Below are 16916 nucleotides of genomic sequence, written 5' to 3'. Positions count from 1 at the left end.
TCAGCCTCCGCTCGTCTCCAGCAGCGACCGCACCGCGTCGTCCCAGCCGAGCAGGGTGTGCCGGACCCGGTGCGCGTACAGGCGGTCGAACGTGTCGCGCTCCAGGCGGATCCAGGCGGTGCGCGGGAAGTGGCGCTCCATCAGGTCCTGCCACACGGTCACCGGCATGCGGAAGTCCGCCTCGGTGTCCCACGGCAGGTGCGCCGCCTGCAGCCGGTCCCCGTCCAGATAGAAGACGGTGCCGGTGAACAGGAAGCGCAGCGGCACCTCGCCGTCGGGCAGGTTGTGCAGGTATTTGGCCGCGGCCACGTCGAAGTCATAGGTGCAGGGGACGGTGATCGGCGCCACGGTGCTGCCGGTGAAGGCGGGCACGTGGGTCACCGTCTGCGTCCACAGCAGGCTGGACAGGTTGCGTCCCCAGCTCTCCGGCTCGCCGAACAGCTCCTTGAGCCGCCGCTGGGAGTGCTCGTCGTAGGCGCGGGCGGGCGCGTCGATGCGGAGCTGCGTGGACAGCGTGAGCGCGCGGATCCGCACCCCCGGGGTGGCGTCGATGCGCAGCGGGAAGCTGAGGGCCGGTGCGGCGGCGGGTTCGGCCGCCACCGCATCGCGGACCTCGATCTTCAGCTCGGGTGAGGTCGGTGACATCGCGATCAGGCGGGTGACAGGTTGGGCATGTCGGGTTCGATCGGGTCGTGCTTGCGGGGGTTGATACCGGTCGAGCGCTCGGCCGTGGAGCGGCCGTCCGGCAGGTGCCCGGACTGCTTGTCGTAGTTGCCCAGGGCGTTGCCCTCCTTGACGCCTTTGACGTGGGCGGGCGCGTCGGGGCGGACGTCGCGGTGGCCCGTCCTGATCGGCTGTTTCCTGTTCACGCTGGGCTCCTGTCGTTGCCGGCGGCCGGTACGGTGACGCACCGGGCGTCGAGGTCGGTGAAGAATCGGCTGATGTGCTCGCGGACGCCGGGGCCGCCCGTCATCCCCCGCCAGTGGGCCCGGATCGTGCCGGCGAGCGCGTAACAGTCGTCCACGGGGACGATCCAGGCGCCCCGGTCGCGGTCGAGCAGCAGGGCCTCCACGTCCGGGAGCAGCCCCGCGAGGTCCGGGTGGGCGCTCCGCAGCAGCTCCCAGGCGGACCGGTCCACGGTGGCCCGCACCGGCCCGGCCGGGCTCGGGTAGAACTGGACGATCTGCCCGGCGGCCTCCTCCTGCACCAGGAACACCATGCGTACCGGGGTGCGCAGCCGGGCCCAGGTCTGGTCGTCCACGGTGAGCCCGCTCAGCCGCAGGCGCCGGTCCGGCAGCAGGCGGTAGTGGCCCGCGCCGGTGGCGGCGTGGTCGAACAGCAGCTGACACGCCCGGCAGGCGCAGCGCGGCTCGCGGGCGGGCAGCTCCAGCAGGTGGCGGTGGTCGGTGGGCAGCGGTTCGCCGCACAGCTCGCATCGCGGGCGGCGGGCCTCCTCCCGCTCGCGCGCCTCGGCCTGCTCCCGCTGGCGTGCCTGGGTGGCCAGCAGGCGCAACCGGCCGCCGCTCACGGCGCCGACGCCCGCGGCCCAGGCCGCACGGTGGCGTCGGAACGCACTACCGCGTCGGACCGCTCGGTCACGTCAGAGCGTACGGCCGGGCCGCGGCGGACGGTCAGGCTCTCGATCGGGATCAGGGTGGACGCCGCCGCCTCGACCTCGATCTCGACGTGCTCGATCTCCGGGGCCGCGTTCCTTACCGCCTCGCGCAGGGCCGGCTCGGCCGGGGCGGAGTGGCAGCCGGTCGGGCGGAGCCGCAGGCGTACCCAGTCCTCCTCGACGACGAGCACCTCGGCGGAGGTCCCGGCCAGTGCCGACTCCACCCGGGCGCGGGTGTCCAGCGGGTGCAGGTCGTGCAGCAGGAGCAGGGACGAGACCAGCTCGTCGGTCGCCAGCCGGAGCGCCTGCTCCTCCCCCACGGCCGCCATCACCCGCGCCAGGCCCTCGCCGTACAGGTCGAGCAGCTCCTTGACGAGCTCGGCCGCGGCCGGGCCGGCCTGTTCGAGCATGGACTCGATCCTGCCGATGCGCTCGTTCATGCGATCGTCCCCTCAGCCGGAGACGCCCGCGCCGAACGTCGGCGAGTGCACCTGCTTGAGCTCCTTGCCGTCGCCCAGGTACATGTGGACGCCGCAGGGCAGACACGGGTCGAAGCTGCGCACGGTACGCATGATGTCGATGCCCTTGAACGAGTCGGGGCCGTTCTCCTCGAAGATCGGCAGCCCCTGCACCGCGTCCTCGTACGGCCCCGGCACCCCGTGCACGTCGCGCGGGCTGGCGTTCCACGGGGTCGGCGGGTACGGGTGGTAGTTGGCGATCTTGCCGTCCCTGATCACCATGTGGTGCGACAGCACCCCGCGTACCGCCTCGTGGAAGCCGCAGCCGATCCCCTCCTCGGGCACCTCGAAGTCGCTGAACACCTGCGTGCGCCCGGCCCTGACCTCGCCCATCGCCTGCTCGACGAAGTGGACCGCCATCGCGGCCGCGTACGCGACGAAGTAGGCGCGGGCGCGGTTGCGCTCGATGGTGTTGGACCAGCGCGGCACGTTCCACTTCAGCTGCATCTCCGGGAAGGCCGCGCTCTTGGGCAGGTTGATCTCCACGCCGTCGCCGGTGGCCCGCACCGTGCCGGTGTCGACCAGGCGGGCCAGCGCCGTGGACCACAGCCGGGCCAGCGGGCCGCCGCCGGTGTCGAGGGCCAGGTGGTCGCCGGAGCGGGAGTCGTACCAGCGGGGGCTCATGACCCAGCTGTAGTTGCCGTGTTCGAGGTCGCGCTTCTGCGGCTTGGGCAGCGTCGTCTGGTTCCATGGGTGGCGCTGGTCGACCGGGTTGCCGAGCGGGTCGTGGGTGACGAAGGTCTCCTCGGACTGCCAGTCGTCGTAGTAGGAGCTGCCCAGCAGGATCCTGATGCCGAGGTTGATGTCCACCAGCTTCGTCGTCAGCAGTTCGCCGTCCAGCACGATGCCGGGCGTGACGAACATGTTCCGGCCCCACTCGTTCATGTTCCGGTAGTCGTAGTCGACGACCGCCGGGTCCTGGAAGGCGCCCCAGCAGCCGAGCATCACCCGCCGCCGGCCGACCTCCTCGTAGCCGGGCAGCGCCTCGTAGAAGAAGTCGAAGAGGTCGTCGTTCATCGGGACGGCCTTCTTGACGAAGTCGAGCACCTTCAGCAGGCGCGCCAGGTAGTCGGTGAACACCTGGGGCGTCGCGACGGTGCCCACACCGCCCGGGTAGAGCGTCGAGGGGTGTACGTGCCTGCCCTCCATCAGGCAGCACATCTCCCTGGTGACCCTGCTGACCTGGAGCGCCTCGCGGTACACCTCCCCGCTGAACGGGTTGAACGCGCGCATGATGTCGGCGATCGTGCGGTAGCCGTGGATCGCGGCGCTGGGAGCCTCGGCCGTCTCCGCCCGGCGCAGCAGGCTCGGGTTGGTCTCCTTGACCATCTGCTCGCAGTAGTCGACGAAGACCAGGTTGTCCTGGAAGAGGGTGTGGTCGAACATGTACTCGGCGGCCTCGCCGAGATTGATGATCCACTCGGCCAGCGGCGGCGGTTTGACGCCGTAGGCCATGTTCTGGGCGTAGATCGAGCAGGTCGCGTGGTTGTCGCCGCAGATGCCGCAGATGCGGCTGGTGATGAAGTGCGCGTCACGCGGGTCCTTGCCCTTCATGAACACGCTGTAGCCGCGGAACAGCGACGAGGTGCTCCTGCACTCGACCACCTCGCGATTCTTGAAGTCGATCTTGGTGTAGATGCCGAGGTTGCCGATGATCCTGGTGATCGGGTCCCAGGACATCTCCACCAGCTCGCGAGTGGTGCCCGCCTTCTCGCGCCGTCCCGTGGTACGCGTTGCCACCTTGCCGCTCTCCCTAGTTTCCCCAGCGCGGGTCGTACCCGCTCGTCAGTCTGCGGCGGTTGTGGCGCCACTTCGGCTCCTTGTTGGCCGCGTTGTTGGTGATCGCGCGAAGCCGCCGGATCAGCGAGCCGTACGCGCCGCTGAGCGCGATCGACACCGACGCGCCGGGGGGTTCGTCCATGAACGGCATGAACTTGTCGGGGAAGCCGGGCATCGTACAGGCGATGCAGATGCCGCCCACGTTGGGGCAGCCACCGACGCCGTCCATCCAGCCGCGCTTGGTGACGTTGCAGTTGACCACCGGCCCCCAGCAGCCCACCCGTACGAGGCACTTGGGAGAGTTGTAGTCGTGGGCGAAGTCGCCCTGCTCGTAGTAGCCGGCCCGGTCGCAGCCCTCGTGCACGGTCTTGCCGAACAGCCAGGTCGGCCGCAGCATCTCGTCCAGCGGGATGGTCGGGGCCAGGCCCGCCGCCTGGTAGAGCAGCCAGGTCAGCGTCTCCATGAAGTTGTCCGGCTGCACCGGGCAGCCGGGCACGTTGACGATGGGCAGGCCGCCGGCCGAGCGGAAGTCCTTGCCCAGGTAGTCGGCCAGCCCCATGCAGCCCGTCGGGTTGCCGGCCATGGCGTGGATGCCGCCGTAGGTCGCGCAGGTGCCGATCGCGACCACGGCCCACGCCTTGGGCGCGAGGCGGTCGATCCACCGGTTGACGGTGATGGGCTCGCCGGTGATCGGGTCGTTGCCCATGGAGGTCCAGTAGCCCTCGCCGTTGATGCGCTCGTTCGGGATCGAGCCCTCGACCACGAAGATGTACGGCCCGAGCTCGTCCCGGTCGGCCTGGTGGAAGGCGGCCATGAAGGCGTCGCCCACCTCGGTGGCCAGGACCTTGTTGTGCAGGTGCACCTTGGGCAGTCCGGGCACGAGCCCGAGCAGGACGTCCTCAAGGCTCGGCAGTGTGGCCGCGGTGACGGAGACGGTGTCGCCGTCGCAGCTCATGCCCTCCGAAGTCCACAGGATGTGGATTTCGTCCAGGGCAGTCGGCGTTTGCGTGGTTGTCATGGCCCAAGCCCCCTTCTTGGCCCGTGTAGAGGTTTGCGAACGACTCCTTTCGGTAGTCGATGCTCATCTCTACGTAGCGGACATACCGCGCTGACGAAGGTTGCAAACCATGACGCAGACCATGCCACCTCGCTCCACCTCACAGGCTGACCTGCGGGAACGCCGACCCGCTCGGCCTCGACGGTCCCTGCCGCGGGCCACCGCGCGGGGTGCGATCGGCTCCATGGCGATGTCCGGTCTACGGCAGTTCACCACGGCGCTCGGGGTGGTGAAGAAGGTGCCGCCCGAGGCGCTGATCGAACGTACCGCTCCCAGCGTCCTCCGCGAGCTGCCCACCGAGCGCCGCCCGGCGGTGGTCGAGCTGGTCCACTGGGGGGTCGGGGCGGTCGGCGGGGCGGTGTTCGGGCTGCTGCCGGGGGCGGTGCGCGGCCGGGCCTGGGCCGGGCCCGCCTACGGGGTGGCTTTCTGGGCCTTCTTCGAGGCGGTCGTCGCGCCGACGCTCGGCCTGCCGCGCCGCCACCACACCACGCCCGAACGCCTGGCGCTGCTCGCCGACCACGTCCTGTACGGGATCGTGGTCGGCGCCTCACCCTGGCCGCACCAGGACCGACCGACCTGACCATGGCCGCACCAGGACCGACCCGCCTGACCATGGCCGTATCAGGACCGGCCGGCCTGACCCTGACCCGCGTCACGATCGGCCGGGCTCACCGCCGTTCGGTCTCATCGTGGCCGCCTCACGATCGGTGGGTCTGAGCGCCGTCAAGGTCGCGGGCGGCGGCGACGGCTGCCTGGCCGAGGCTGATGCCGCCGTCGTTGGGCGGGACCCTGGTGTGCGTGAGCACGCGGAACCCGGCCTCGTCGAGCAGCTCGACCGTGCGCCGTGCCAGCAGCATGTTCTGGAAGACGCCGCCGGACAACGCCACCGCCGTCAGTCCGGTCTCCTCGCGCAACCGCCGGCAGCAGGCCACGACCAGATCGCTCACACCGTTGTGGAAGCGGGCCGAGACGACCGCCGGGGCGACGCCCGCGCGCAGGTCCGCAGCGGCGGCCCGCACCAGGTCCGCGCCGGACACCACGAACGGGCCGGGCGCGCCGCCCGACACGGCCGCCGGATAGCCGCCCCGTTCGGCGGGGTCGGCGAGCTGCTCCAGCTCGATCGCGGCCTGCCCCTCGTAGGCGACCGTGTCCCGCACGCCGACCAGCGCCGCCACAGCGTCGAACAGGCGACCGGCACTGGACGTCAGCGGCGCCCCGCCCCCGACGCCCGCCGTCGTGCCGCCCTCGGCGCCCGATGTCGTGCCGCCCCCGGCGCCCGGCGTCGTGCCACCCTCTGCGCCCGGCGTCGTGCCGCCCTCTGCGCCCGATGTCGTGCGGGCGCCCGGTGTGAGGGGCGTGCCGGCGCCGCGGGCCAGGGCCGTCACGCTTGGCCACCAGCGTTCGTTGCGGCGGGCCACGGCCAGTGACTCGTCCTCGCCGTCCAGGTACGCGGCGGCCATCCGCCACGGCTGCCGGATCGCCGCCTCGCCACCCGGCATCGGCACCGGGGCCAGGTGCCCGGCCCGCTCGAACGAGGCCAGGTCGGCCAGCAGGAATTCGCCGCCCCACAGGGTGCCGTCGAGGCCGTAGCCCAGCCCGTCGAACGCGACCCCGATCACCCGGCCGGACTCGCCGTTGTCGGCCAGGCAGGAGGCGATGTGCGCGTGGTGGTGCTGCACCCCGGCGAGCGCCACGTCCGGCAGCTCCATGGCGTACCGGGTGGCGGGGTATTCCGGGTGCAGGTCGTGCGCGACGACCTCGGGCCGCACGCCGAACAGGGCCTGGAAGCGGGCGATGCCCTCGGTGTAGGCACGCAGGGTGGCGTAGTCCGCCAGGTCGCCGAAGTGCGGGGAGACGATCGCCCGCCGCCCCTTGACCAGGCAGAACGTGTTCTTCTGCGCGGCTCCGCAGCCGAGGATCTGCCGGGGCGCCCGGCCGGGCAGCATGATCGGGCGCGGGGCGTGGCCGCGCGAGCGCCGCAGCGGCAGCGCCTGCCCGCGGAAGGGGCGTACCACCGAGTCGTCGGCGTGTTGCTGGATGGGGCGGTCGTGGGTGAGGAACGCGTCCGCGATGCCGCCGAGGCGTTCCAAGGCGTCGTGGTCGTCGTACGCGATGGGCTCGTCCGAGGTGTTTCCGCTGGTCAGCACGATCGGCGCGGCGACCTCCGCCAGCAGCAGGTGGTGCAGCGGCGTGTACGGCAGCAGCACCCCGAGCTGCCGGTTGCCCGGCGCGACCGGGTCGGCGACCTCCGCGTCCGCGCGCCGCGGCAGCAGCACGATCGGCCGGGCCCGATCCGCCAGCAGTTCGGCGGCCACCGCGTCCACCTCGCACAGCCGCCGGGCCGCGTCCAGGTCGGCCACCATGACCGCGAACGGCTTGTCCGCCCGCCGCTTGCGCCGCCGCAGCGTGGCGGCGGCACTTTGGTCGGCGGCCAGTACCGCCAGGTGGTAGCCGCCGACGCCCTTGACCGCCAGCACCCCGCCCGCCCGCAGCACCGCGGCGGCGCCGGCCAGCGGCTCGCCCGGCGCCCCGACCAGGCTGAGACTGGGCCCGCACGCCGGGCAGCAGATCGGCTGGGCGTGGAAGCGCCGGTCCGCCGGATCGTGGTATTCGGCCAGGCAGTCGGCGCACATCGCGAAGCCCGCCATCGTGGTCAGCGGCCGGTCGTACGGCAGCCCGCGCACGATCGTCAGCCTGGGCCCGCAGTGGACGCAGTTCACGAAGGGGTAGCGGTAGCGCCGGTCGGCCGGATCGGCCAGCTCGGCCAGGCAGTCGGCGCAGGTGGCGATGTCGGGCGACACCAGCGCGCGGGCCAGGCCCGAGGGATCGCTCTCGACGATCAGGAACCCGCCCTCCGGCCGCGCCGCCCGTACGCCCGACGTGACGGTCACGCGCTCGATGGCGGCCAGTGGCGGCGCGTCGCGCTCCAGCCGGTGCAGGAACTCCTCGATCTCCCGCCGGCCGCCCTCCAGCTCCACGAAGACGCCGCGCGCGTCGTTGCCCACCAGCCCCGCCAGCCCCAGCCCGGTGGCGAGCCCGTGCACGAACGGCCGGAAGCCCACCCCCTGGACGACGCCTTCGACCCTGACCCGCACCCCCATCGAGCCAGTGTGCAGCCAAAGGCGCGGAAATCCCGGCTGGCACACCGGTATCACCTGACAAGCACCATGACTCGTGGTCACAGCAGCATCCTGGGGTCCCGCGAATGCCGCCGCCCCGACGCTTACCGGCAAATCCCAAGAATTCTTTACCGAGGCCGGAATCCCCGTGGATCTCGGGCTTTCCGCACGCCTCCCACCATGTCTTGATTTGACCTACTTGCCACCTTTAAGTAGCGATATATACCTTTTGGCCAGCTCGGCGAATGCTTTGACAAGCGTTCGTCGTAGTGTTGCCAAGTTCTTGACCAGGCCTAATCCGCACCCTCGTGCGGAGCCGGGGACCCACCTTCGGGGGTGAATCGCCCGCCGGCTCGACCGGCGGCGGTAGGGCACTTCCAGGCCCGAACCCGTCAGCTAACCCGGTAGGCGTATGGAAGCAAGGAGTCAATACCCCTCATGCTCAACCCCAGTAAACGCCTCAGCTTCGCCCTGGCCGGCCTCGCTCTGACCGGGACCACCGTCGGCGTGGCCGGCACGGCACTCGCGTCCACCACCGACGAGGGCGGCCCGCTCGCGCCCGTGGCCGAGGCGCGGCAGCAGCCGCTCACCTACGGCCAGGACGTCTCCAACTACCAGCCGCTCTATGACTGGGCCACCAGCTCCGCCCAGTTCGGCATCATCAAGGCCACCGAGGGCGTCGACTTCCGCGACGCCTCCTTCGCCAGGCACTGGCAGGAGCTGGGCAAGAAGGGCATCGTCCGCGGGGCCTACCACTACGGTCACCCGGCCGGCGACCCGATCGCCGAGGCCAACTACTTCCTGTCCACGGTGAACGCCCAGCCCGCCAAGCCCGGCGACCTGCTGGTCCTGGACCTGGAGACCACCGACGGCAAGAGCGTCGCCGAGGTCAACGCCTGGGCCAAGACCTGGCTGTCGTACGTGAAGGCCAAGACCGGCATCACGCCGATGTTCTACAGCAGCTGGCGCTTCGCCGACACCTACGGCCGCGGCCTGTCCGCGTACCCGCTCTGGGTCGCCCACTACGGCAAGGAGAAGGGCACCGTCACCCCACCCGCCGACTGGAAGACCTGGACCATCCACCAGTACTCGGACTCGCCCATCGACCAGGACGTCTCCGCGCTGTCACCCAGCCAGCTGCGCGGCCTGGGCCGCCAGTCGGCCTGAACGCCTCGGCGCCGCTCCCGCGCGGCTCGCCCGGTCAGGACTCTCCCGGGGTCCGGTAGCGCTGCTCCAACACGGCGTGCTCGTCCAGGCCGATGAGCGTGTTGAAGTCGTCGAAGCCGAGCATGTTCGGGCGCATGGAGCGGGTGTCGCCCTGGGCGGCGAGCGTCTCCAGGTAGTCCCACAGGCCCTTGGCCACGGCGAAGGCGGCGCCGACCGAGTAGAGCGCGAGCGCGTACCCCAGATCCTGGAGGGCGCGCACGCCCAGCAGCGGGGTGCGGCCGCCCTCGATCTGGTTGCAGAGCACGGGGACGCGGCCGCGGAACGTCCCGCAGATGCGCCGCATCTCCTCCTCGGTCTCGGGTGACTCGATGAAGAGCAGGTCGGCGCCCGCCTCGTGGTAGGCCGCGCCTCGTTCGAGCGCCTCGTCCAGGCCCATCGTGGTCCGCGCGTCCGTTCTGGCGATGATCACGAAGTCGGGGTCGCGGCGGGCGTCCACGGCCGCCCTGATCTTCTGGGTCATCTCGTCCCTGGGCACGACGTGGCGGCCCAGCATGTGCCCGCAGCGTTTGGGGAAGGTCTGGTCCTCGATGTGCATGGCCGCCGCGCCGGCCGCCTCGTACTCGCGGACCGCGCGGCGTACGTTGAGCGGGTTGCCGTAACCGGTGTCGGCGTCGGCGATCAGTGGCAGGTCGGTGGCGGCGGTGAAGGCGGCGACCCGCGCCACCATCTGCGTCATGGTGAGATAGCCGACGTCGGGCTGGCCCAGCAGGCCGGCCGAGGTCTGGAAACCGCTGAGGTAGATCGCCCGGAAACCGAGCGCCTGGGCCACGCGGACGCCGGTCCCGTCGTAGACGCCCGGGACCACCAGGATTTCCGGGGCTTCGAGCAGGCGCCTCAGCCGGGTCGTGTGTCGCATCAACGGTCCCACCCCCTTGGTCGCCGCGAGCCCGTACCCCTGGGCTCCGCGTGGGAGTTCGGGGCCGGGACCGCGTGCGACTGGCGGCGTGCTCTCCGGGCCCGCCCGAACCGGCCGCTCCAATGGTGGTGACGTGCCCACGGCACCCCCACCGTCGTGCCATCGCCCGTGTCGCCCGTGATGAGCAGATCCGCCGTTTTCTCCGCCGAACCGTCACGGTCATCGCCGTGACGTCGGGTCCGCCCGGTTGATCAGCGGCGGCGGCGCCGACGGCGTGCGCTTCTGCTGTAAGCGCCGCGATCTCTCGGGTTAGGGAAGGGACCCGTGGTGACAGGCGAGCGGGTTACCATCGCGGCCGCCAGATAGTGCTGGATAGACATGACGTCCCTCCTTGTGTGAGTGCCGGGCGGGTGTGTTTTCCCGGCACTCACTTCTCCAACAGGGCAAATACCCATAAACTTCCCATCGGGTCGTTTTATGGGATATTTCGCCCCTGCCTTTTACCACTTCTGGACCGACTCCGCGACGCCCGCTGACGAGCGGGGGAGAGTGATCATGCGTGCGGCCGTACCGCTCAGGAGGCACCGGCCGCCACGGATCGGGCCGGGCCTCGGGATGGCGGCTCACCGACAATGGTATTTCCGGCCATTCTCGCGACGTCCGACATATTGGTTTCTCCACCATTCTGGAGGCATATCGGCGAACGGCGCCCGGAGCACCGCATGACCGCGCTGACCTGGGATTATGTCGTTGACGGCGATGTTGGCGACGCCTAGCATCAGAGCCCGTGGCCAGCACCCTGTCGGTGGAAAAACAGATCCGGTCGCCGAACGCGACCATGCGCGTTCTGAATGGCATAGAACGCGCGGGAAACAAACTCCCCCACCCGTTCTGGCTGTTCCTCATCCTGAGCGCCGCGCTCGTGGTGCTGAGCTGGGTCCTGGCGAGCCTGCGGGTGTCGGCGGTCAACCCGGCCGACAACACGACCGTCGTCGCGAGGAGCCTGCTCTCGGCCGAGGGCGTCCGGCTGATGCTCGGCGACTCGGTCACCAACTTCGCCACCTTCCCCGCACTCGGCACGGTCCTGGTGATCACGCTGGGTGTCGCCGTGGCCGACCGCGCCGGGCTGATGAGCGCCATGCTCAGGCACGGCCTCTGCCGGGTGCCGGCCCGGTGGGTGACGTTCGCGCTGGCCTTCACCGGCATGGTCTCGCACCTGGCCGCCACCTCGGCCTACATCGTGCTGATCCCGCTGGGCGGCCTGGCCTTCCGCGCGGTCGGCCGCAACCCGATCGTCGGCGTGATCGTCGCCTACGTCTCGGTCTCGGCCGGGTTCGACGCCACTCCCCTGGTCACCCCGCTGGACGTCATCCTCGGCGGCATCTCCACCGAGGCCGCGCGCACCATCGACGCGAGCGTCACCGTCACGCCGCTGGCCAACTACTTCTTCTCGGTCGGCTCCTCGCTCGTGCTGTCCGCCGTCATCACGCTGGTGACGGAGACCGTGCTCGCCAGGCAGGCCAGGAGCATGCCGATCGACGAGGACGCCGAGGCGGGCGACCTGGGCGCGCTGAGGCTGTCCGCCCCAGAGCGGCGCGGCCTGCGCCGGGCCGGTCTCGCGCTGCTCGTGATCACCGCGCTGACCACGCTGGCCGTCGTCCCGTCCGGCTCGCCGCTGCGCGGCGCGGGCGGCGGCCTGGCGGACGGGCCGCTGCCGGACTCCATCGCCCTCCTGCTCGGCATCGCCTTCTGCGTGCTCGGCATCGTCTACGGGCGCGCCGCCGGCACTGTCAGCCGGAACGGCGACGTGCCGGACTTCATGGCCCACGGCATGCGCGAGCTGGCGCCGATCATCGTGCTGTTCTTCGCCATCTCCCAGTTCCTGGCCTACTTCAGGTGGAGCGGCCTCGGCACGATCATCGCCATCAAGGGCGGCGACCTGCTGAAGGCGACCGGGATCGACGGTCCCCTGGTCCTCATCGGCATCCTGCTCATGGTCACGGTCAGCAATCTGGTGATCACCAGCGGCACCGCCCAGTGGGCGCTGGTCGCCCCGGTGTTCGTGCCGATGCTGATGTTGCGGGACATCCCGCCGGAGACCACCCAGGCGCTCTATCGCATCGCCGACTCCTGCTCCAACGTCCTCACGCCGATGAGCCCCTTCTTCCTGCTGGTGCTCGGCTACGTCCAGCGCTACCGCAAATCCGCCGGCATCGGCACCCTGATGGCCCTCACCCTGCCCCTCAGCCTGGTGATGCTGGTGGCCTGGACGCTGCTCTTCCTGGCGTGGTGGGCCCTCGGCATCCCGCTCGGCCCTGGCGCTCCGGTCCGGTGACCGCCCTCTCACTAGGATCGAAAGCCTTGGCACGACTGAAAGGCACTCGAGATGGCCCCGAACATCGCTACCGCACAACGCGTCGAACTGCCCGAACTGCTCGATTTCCTGCGCCCCAGGCACCACGGTCTGCTGTCGACCACCCGCGCGGACGGCCGGCCGCAGCTCTCGCCCGTCGCCTGCGGGGTCGACGAGGACGGCCGGATCGTGGTCTCCACCTACCCCGACCGCGCCAAGGCGATCAACGCCCGGCGTGACGAGCGGGTCTCGATCTGCGTGCTGTCCGACGACTGGAACGGCCCGTACGTCCAGGTCGACGGGCACGCCGAGGTGCTGGACATGCCCGCGGCCCTGGAGGCGCTGGTCGAGTACTACCGGTGCATCGCGGGTGAGCACCCCGACTGGGACGACTACCGCGCCGCCATGGTCCGGCAGGACAAGTCGCTGATCCGGCTGCACATCGACCGCTGGGGCCCGATCGCGACCGGCGGCTTCCCGGCGCGCCTGGCGGCGCAGTGACTCAGGGCCACGCCCGCAGGCCCTCGTGGCGGACCGTCCAGGACTCCGGGAAGCCCGGCGCCCCTGACCCGCCGCGGTGGTCCCAGCCCTTGGCCATGAGTGCGACGGCCGCCAGCAGGCCGCCGTTTCCCGGCAGGTAGACGGGCAGCGTGGCGGACTGCCTGTTGTGCCCGTTCGGCAGGTACACGTTCTTGGCCGTGGGCATCAGCAGGGCCTCGATCGCGGTCCCGGGCTCGCCCAGCCGGGTCGCGGTCATGGCGATGGCCGGGTAGTCCCAGCCCCAGGTGGTCTCCCACGCCCACGCGCCCAGCACGTCGTGGAGGGTGGCGCGCATCGTCGCGGGATCGACGACCGGGGTCGGCGGGACGAAGCCCAGGGCGTACAGCATGGACGGGTGGTCCTCCCGCACGGTGTACGGCGGAGCGTCCATCGCGGCGTAGACCCCGTCGCGCACCAGCGGCCGGGCCATCCCGGTGGCCACCTCCGCCCAGGACGGCTCGGGGGCCAGGCCCAGCAGCCGCCGCCACCGCTGGGCCACCTCCAGCGCCCAGGACCAGTAGGCGAGCTCGAACGTCGGGTTCGCGGCGCTCGCCCGCACCTCCGCGTACGACTCCTGGGCCGGCACCAGCGGTGGCCCCAGCCCGTGCCCGCCGGGCCCCTTGACCGCGAAGGCGGCCATGAACGCGGCCGTGTCCAGCACGATGTCCGCGTACCGGGCCAGCGCCCGCGGGGTGCCGGTCGCCCGTCGTACCAGCTCGGCCAGGAAGATCGGGTGCGGTTGCTGCCACACCAGGAACGGCCCGATCGGGCTCGGGCTCTCCCTGCCGTCGGGGCCCACCTGCTTGGGCCAGCGCGCCCCGGGGTAGCCCTGCGCCCCGGCGGTCCCGCGGGCGCGCGGCAGGGTGTCGGCGTACCAGCCGAGGCTGCGTTCGAGCAGCTCGGCCCGCCCCCAGAGGGCGAAGTGCGCCGCGTGCCACCAGTGCATCTCCAGGTGGAAGCGGCCCCGCCAGCTGTTGGCCATGAGCCCGGTCTCCGCCGGCGGTGACGAGCCCGCGCAGTGGATGGCCGTCAGGTACTGCGACAGGACGATCCGGCGCTCCAGCTCCGGGGCCCGCTCGTCCTTGCTGCCCGCCAGCTCCACCGCGCCGCCCGTGCTCCAGAACCGGGCCCAGTGCCGCCCGGACTCCGCCACGACCTTGCGGAACTCCTCCGGCTCCGCGCCGAACCCGGCCACCAGCTCGGCGACCGGCTCCCGGAACGTGACCAGGAACTCGTGCGGCCCCACCGCCACCACGGAGCCGCCGCCCGTCATGGTCACCGCCACGTCGTACGCGGTGGCGTCGAGCACCCGTGCCACGGTGAACCCGCCCGCCGTGGGCGATTTAATGCATGCAGGGGAGGCCCGAGCGTGCAGGGAGAGCGGATGAGGGCGAGCACCGCGGACGGTGATCAGGAGAGCGAGCAGCCGTCGGCCCGCCCGGCCCGCAGGCGCGGGCCGCGGCCGGCGGGGTCCGCGACCATCAGCCGGGTCGCCGAGGCGGCCGGCGTCTCCCGCGCGACCGTGTCGCGGGTGATGAACGGCTCGACGACGGTGGCGGCCGAGCTGGCCGCCCGGGTGCGCGCCGCCGCCGCGGCGCTCGACTACGAGCCCAGCGTGGCGGCCCGCAGCCTGGCGCTGGGCCGCACGGGGACCATCTCACTCGTCGTCCCCGACCTGTCCAACCCGCTGTACCAGGGGGTGCTGCGCGGGCTCGGCCAGGCCGCGGCGGAGACCGGGCGCAGGCTGCTGGTGGCCGAGTCGAACGAGGACCCGGAGGAGGAGACGGTGCTCGCGCTGGAGGCGCGGCGCAACTCCGACGGGCTCGTCCTGGCCTCCCCGCGCGCGCCGGACGAGCGGCTGCGCGAGCTCGGCGCCAGGCTCTCGCCGTTCGTCCTGGTCTACCGGGAGGTGCCCGGCTGCGGCGCGCCGTCGCTGTCGGTGGACAACGCCGCCGGCGTCGCCGACCTGGTGGCCCACCTCACCGGGCTCGGCCACCGCCACCTGGTCTATCTGGCCGGTCCCCCGGGCAGCGCGGCCAACTCGGAGCGGCTCGCCGCGCTGCGCGCCGCCCCCGGGCTCACCCTGACCGAGCTGCCGTGCGGCTCCATGTTCGACGACGGCCACGCCGCGGCCCCCGCCGTGGTGGAGTGCGGCGCCAGCGCGGTGGTCGGGTTCAACGACATGGTCGCCTCCGGCGCCCTGACCGGCCTGCACGAGCTCGGCGTACGGGTGCCCGCGGACATCTCGGTCACCGGTTTCGACGACATCCCCTTCGCCCGCTACACCACTCCCCCGCTGACCACGGTGTCGATCCCGAAGAACGAGCTGGGCAGGCAGGCCTGGGACCGGCTCCGGGCGCTGATGGAGGGCGAGGGCGGCGGCTACGACGTCCGCTTCCAGCCCCGGCTGCTCGTCCGCGACAGCACCGGGCCCCGTCATGAGGCACCCCGTCCAAGAGAGGAACAGGATGGACTGGATCAGCGTTAGCGGCGACCGGCTGGTGGACCCCTCGGGGAGGACCGTCACACTGGCCGGGGTCGGGCTCGGCGGCTGGCTGAACATGGAGAACTTCATCACCGGCTTCCCCGCCACCGAGTCCCTGCACCGCGCGGCCCTGCGCCGGGCGCTCGGCGAGGAGGGATATGAGCGCTTCTTCCACCGCTTCCTCACCGACTTCTTCGCCGCCGACGACGCCCGCTACCTCGCCTCCCTCGGCCTGAACTCGGTCCGGGTGCCCTTCAACTACCGCCACTTCGAGGACGACGACCGGCCGTTCGAGCTGAAGGAGGAGGGCTTCGCCTGGCTGGACCGGGTGATCGGCCTGTGCGCCGACGCCGGCCTCTACACGATCCTGGACCTGCACGCGCTGCCCGGACGGCAGAACCAGCACTGGCACAGCGACAACCCCACCCACTGGGCCGAGTTCTGGAACCACCGCCACTTCCAGGACCGGGTCGTGCACCTGTGGGAGGCCATCGCCGAGCGTTACAAGGACCGGCCCGAGGTGGCCGGCTACAACCCGGTCAACGAGCCCGCCGACGCCTCCGGCCAGGCCATCGGCCCCTTCTACGAGCGGCTGGAGCGGGCCGTGCGCGCCGTGGACGGCCGCCACGTGCTCTTCCTCGACGGCAACCGCTATTCCACCGACTTCTCCGCGGTCGGCGGCCCCTTCCCCAACACGGTCTACACCGCGCACGGCTACGCGCTGCCGGGCATCGCGGCGGGCAGCTCCTATCCGGGGGTGACGCGCGGCGAGTATTTCGACCGGTCCGTGGTGGAGCGGACGTTCCTGCGGCGGACCGAGTTCATGCGGCGCACCGGGACGCCCATCTGGATCGGCGAGTTCGGGCCGGTCTACGACGGCGATCCCGAGCGTGACCTGTCCCGGTTGCGATTGCTGGGCGACCAGCTCGCCATCTACCGGGCGCACGGGGCGAGCTGGTCGTTGTGGACGTACAAGGACATCGGGCTGCAAGGGCTGACGTACGCGCGGGCCGACAGCGCGTACGTCCGGCGCATCGCGCCCGTCCTGGAGAAGAAGGCCCGCCTCGGCGCGGACTCGTGGGGCGGCAGCGACGAGCACGTCCGCCACATCCTGGACCCGATCGATGAGCTCTTCGACAAGGAGTTCCCCGGCTTCGACCCGTACCCGTGGGGGCGGCGGCCGTGGATCCGGACCCTGGTCCGCAACATCCTGCTCGCCGAGCCGCTGGTGGGCGAGTTCGGCCGGTGCTTCGAGGGGGTGAGCCCGCAGGAGGCCGAGCGGCTGGCGGGCTGCTTCGCCTTCGACGCCTGTGACACGCGCGAGCCGCTCGCCGAGGTGATCCGCACCCATCTGGGCAAGGAGTGAG

At 71.5% G+C, this 16916-nt stretch carries 15 protein-coding genes and 1 riboswitch; of the genes, 6 read left to right on the top strand and 9 right to left on the bottom strand.

What is annotated here, in order from left to right; all coding sequences use genetic code 11:
• The 6 genes from BLS95_RS22325 to BLS95_RS22300 are packed head-to-tail and all read right to left on the bottom strand — an operon-like array spanning window position 1 to window position 4930.
• Entirely contained in the window at window positions 1-645 is a 645-nt protein-coding gene (locus BLS95_RS22325; protein ID WP_090934324.1) for a DUF6084 family protein, read from the bottom strand.
• A 5-nt stretch (window positions 646-650) separates the two neighbouring features.
• On the bottom strand, window positions 651-869 hold the full coding sequence (locus tag BLS95_RS22320) for a hypothetical protein (RefSeq protein ID WP_090934321.1): 219 nt from the start codon (window positions 867-869) through the stop codon (window positions 651-653).
• Window positions 866-1528 carry a DUF5947 family protein gene (locus BLS95_RS22315; protein WP_218135920.1) on the bottom strand — a complete coding sequence of 221 codons (663 nt, stop codon included), beginning with the start codon at window positions 1526-1528 and terminating at the stop codon, window positions 866-868. Before BLS95_RS22315 ends, BLS95_RS22320 begins: the two co-directional genes overlap by 4 nt.
• Window positions 1525-2055 (bottom strand): hypothetical protein, encoded by a 531-nt coding sequence (locus BLS95_RS22310; RefSeq protein ID WP_090934315.1) that lies wholly within the window; start codon window positions 2053-2055, stop codon window positions 1525-1527. The genes BLS95_RS22315 and BLS95_RS22310 overlap by 4 nt, the downstream gene beginning before the upstream one ends.
• Window positions 2056-2067: 12 nt before the next feature.
• The gene (locus BLS95_RS22305) at window positions 2068-3873 is read right to left on the bottom strand and encodes a nickel-dependent hydrogenase large subunit (RefSeq protein ID WP_245765206.1); all 1806 of its coding nucleotides are present in this window, start codon (window positions 3871-3873) and stop codon (window positions 2068-2070) included.
• A gap of 13 nt (window positions 3874-3886) precedes the next feature.
• Complete coding sequence (locus tag BLS95_RS22300) at window positions 3887-4930, bottom strand: NADH-quinone oxidoreductase subunit B family protein (RefSeq protein WP_090934313.1); 1044 nt, start codon at window positions 4928-4930, stop codon at window positions 3887-3889.
• 223 nt (window positions 4931-5153) lie between these two features.
• Here BLS95_RS22300 and BLS95_RS22295 point away from each other — a divergent pair, with 223 nt between their 5' ends.
• Window positions 5154-5549 carry a hypothetical protein gene (locus BLS95_RS22295; RefSeq protein ID WP_090934309.1) on the top strand — a complete coding sequence of 132 codons (396 nt, stop codon included), beginning with the start codon at window positions 5154-5156 and terminating at the stop codon, window positions 5547-5549.
• A gap of 118 nt (window positions 5550-5667) precedes the next feature.
• On the opposite strand, the gene hypF is transcribed toward BLS95_RS22295, so the two are convergent.
• A complete protein-coding gene (hypF, locus tag BLS95_RS22290) occupies window positions 5668-8070 on the bottom strand; it encodes a carbamoyltransferase HypF (protein ID WP_090934305.1) in 2403 nt (800 codons plus the stop codon).
• A 298-nt stretch (window positions 8071-8368) separates the two neighbouring features.
• A riboswitch (cyclic di-AMP (ydaO/yuaA leader) is annotated at window positions 8369-8514 on the top strand.
• Window positions 8515-8526: 12 nt separating this feature from the next.
• On the opposite strand from hypF, the gene BLS95_RS22285 reads away from it, so the two are divergent.
• The gene (locus BLS95_RS22285; RefSeq protein ID WP_090934302.1) at window positions 8527-9255 is read left to right on the top strand and encodes a glycoside hydrolase family 25 protein; all 729 of its coding nucleotides are present in this window, start codon (window positions 8527-8529) and stop codon (window positions 9253-9255) included.
• 34 nt (window positions 9256-9289) lie between these two features.
• Here BLS95_RS22285 and BLS95_RS22280 read toward each other — a convergent pair whose 3' ends face one another.
• The gene (locus tag BLS95_RS22280; RefSeq protein WP_090934298.1) at window positions 9290-10171 is read right to left on the bottom strand and encodes an isocitrate lyase/PEP mutase family protein; all 882 of its coding nucleotides are present in this window, start codon (window positions 10169-10171) and stop codon (window positions 9290-9292) included.
• Between the two features lie 838 nt (window positions 10172-11009).
• Between BLS95_RS22280 and BLS95_RS22275 the strand changes: the two genes are divergently transcribed.
• Both BLS95_RS22275 and BLS95_RS22270 read left to right on the top strand, forming a co-directional pair.
• Entirely contained in the window at window positions 11010-12506 is a 1497-nt protein-coding gene (locus BLS95_RS22275) for an AbgT family transporter (protein ID WP_090934966.1), read from the top strand.
• Window positions 12507-12557: 51 nt separating this feature from the next.
• Window positions 12558-13025, top strand: a complete 468-nt coding sequence (locus tag BLS95_RS22270; protein WP_090934295.1) for a PPOX class F420-dependent oxidoreductase — start codon at window positions 12558-12560, stop codon at window positions 13023-13025.
• A 1-nt stretch (window position 13026) separates the two neighbouring features.
• Here BLS95_RS22270 and BLS95_RS22265 read toward each other — a convergent pair whose 3' ends face one another.
• A complete protein-coding gene (locus BLS95_RS22265) occupies window positions 13027-14373 on the bottom strand; it encodes a hypothetical protein (RefSeq protein ID WP_143043834.1) in 1347 nt (448 codons plus the stop codon).
• Window positions 14374-14448: 75 nt separating this feature from the next.
• Here BLS95_RS22265 and BLS95_RS22260 point away from each other — a divergent pair, with 75 nt between their 5' ends.
• Complete coding sequence (locus tag BLS95_RS22260; RefSeq protein WP_090934290.1) at window positions 14449-15552, top strand: LacI family DNA-binding transcriptional regulator; 1104 nt, start codon at window positions 14449-14451, stop codon at window positions 15550-15552.
• Window positions 15533-16915, top strand: coding sequence for a glycoside hydrolase family 5 protein (locus BLS95_RS22255; RefSeq protein WP_090934287.1), 1383 nt, complete (start codon window positions 15533-15535; stop codon window positions 16913-16915). Before BLS95_RS22260 ends, BLS95_RS22255 begins: the two co-directional genes overlap by 20 nt.
• Window position 16916 lies beyond the last annotated feature (1 nt).

This window comes from Nonomuraea jiangxiensis (assembly GCF_900099965.1).
Lineage (GTDB): Bacteria > Actinomycetota > Actinomycetes > Streptosporangiales > Streptosporangiaceae > Nonomuraea > Nonomuraea jiangxiensis.
This window is presented reverse-complemented; position numbering and strand designations above follow the sequence as displayed.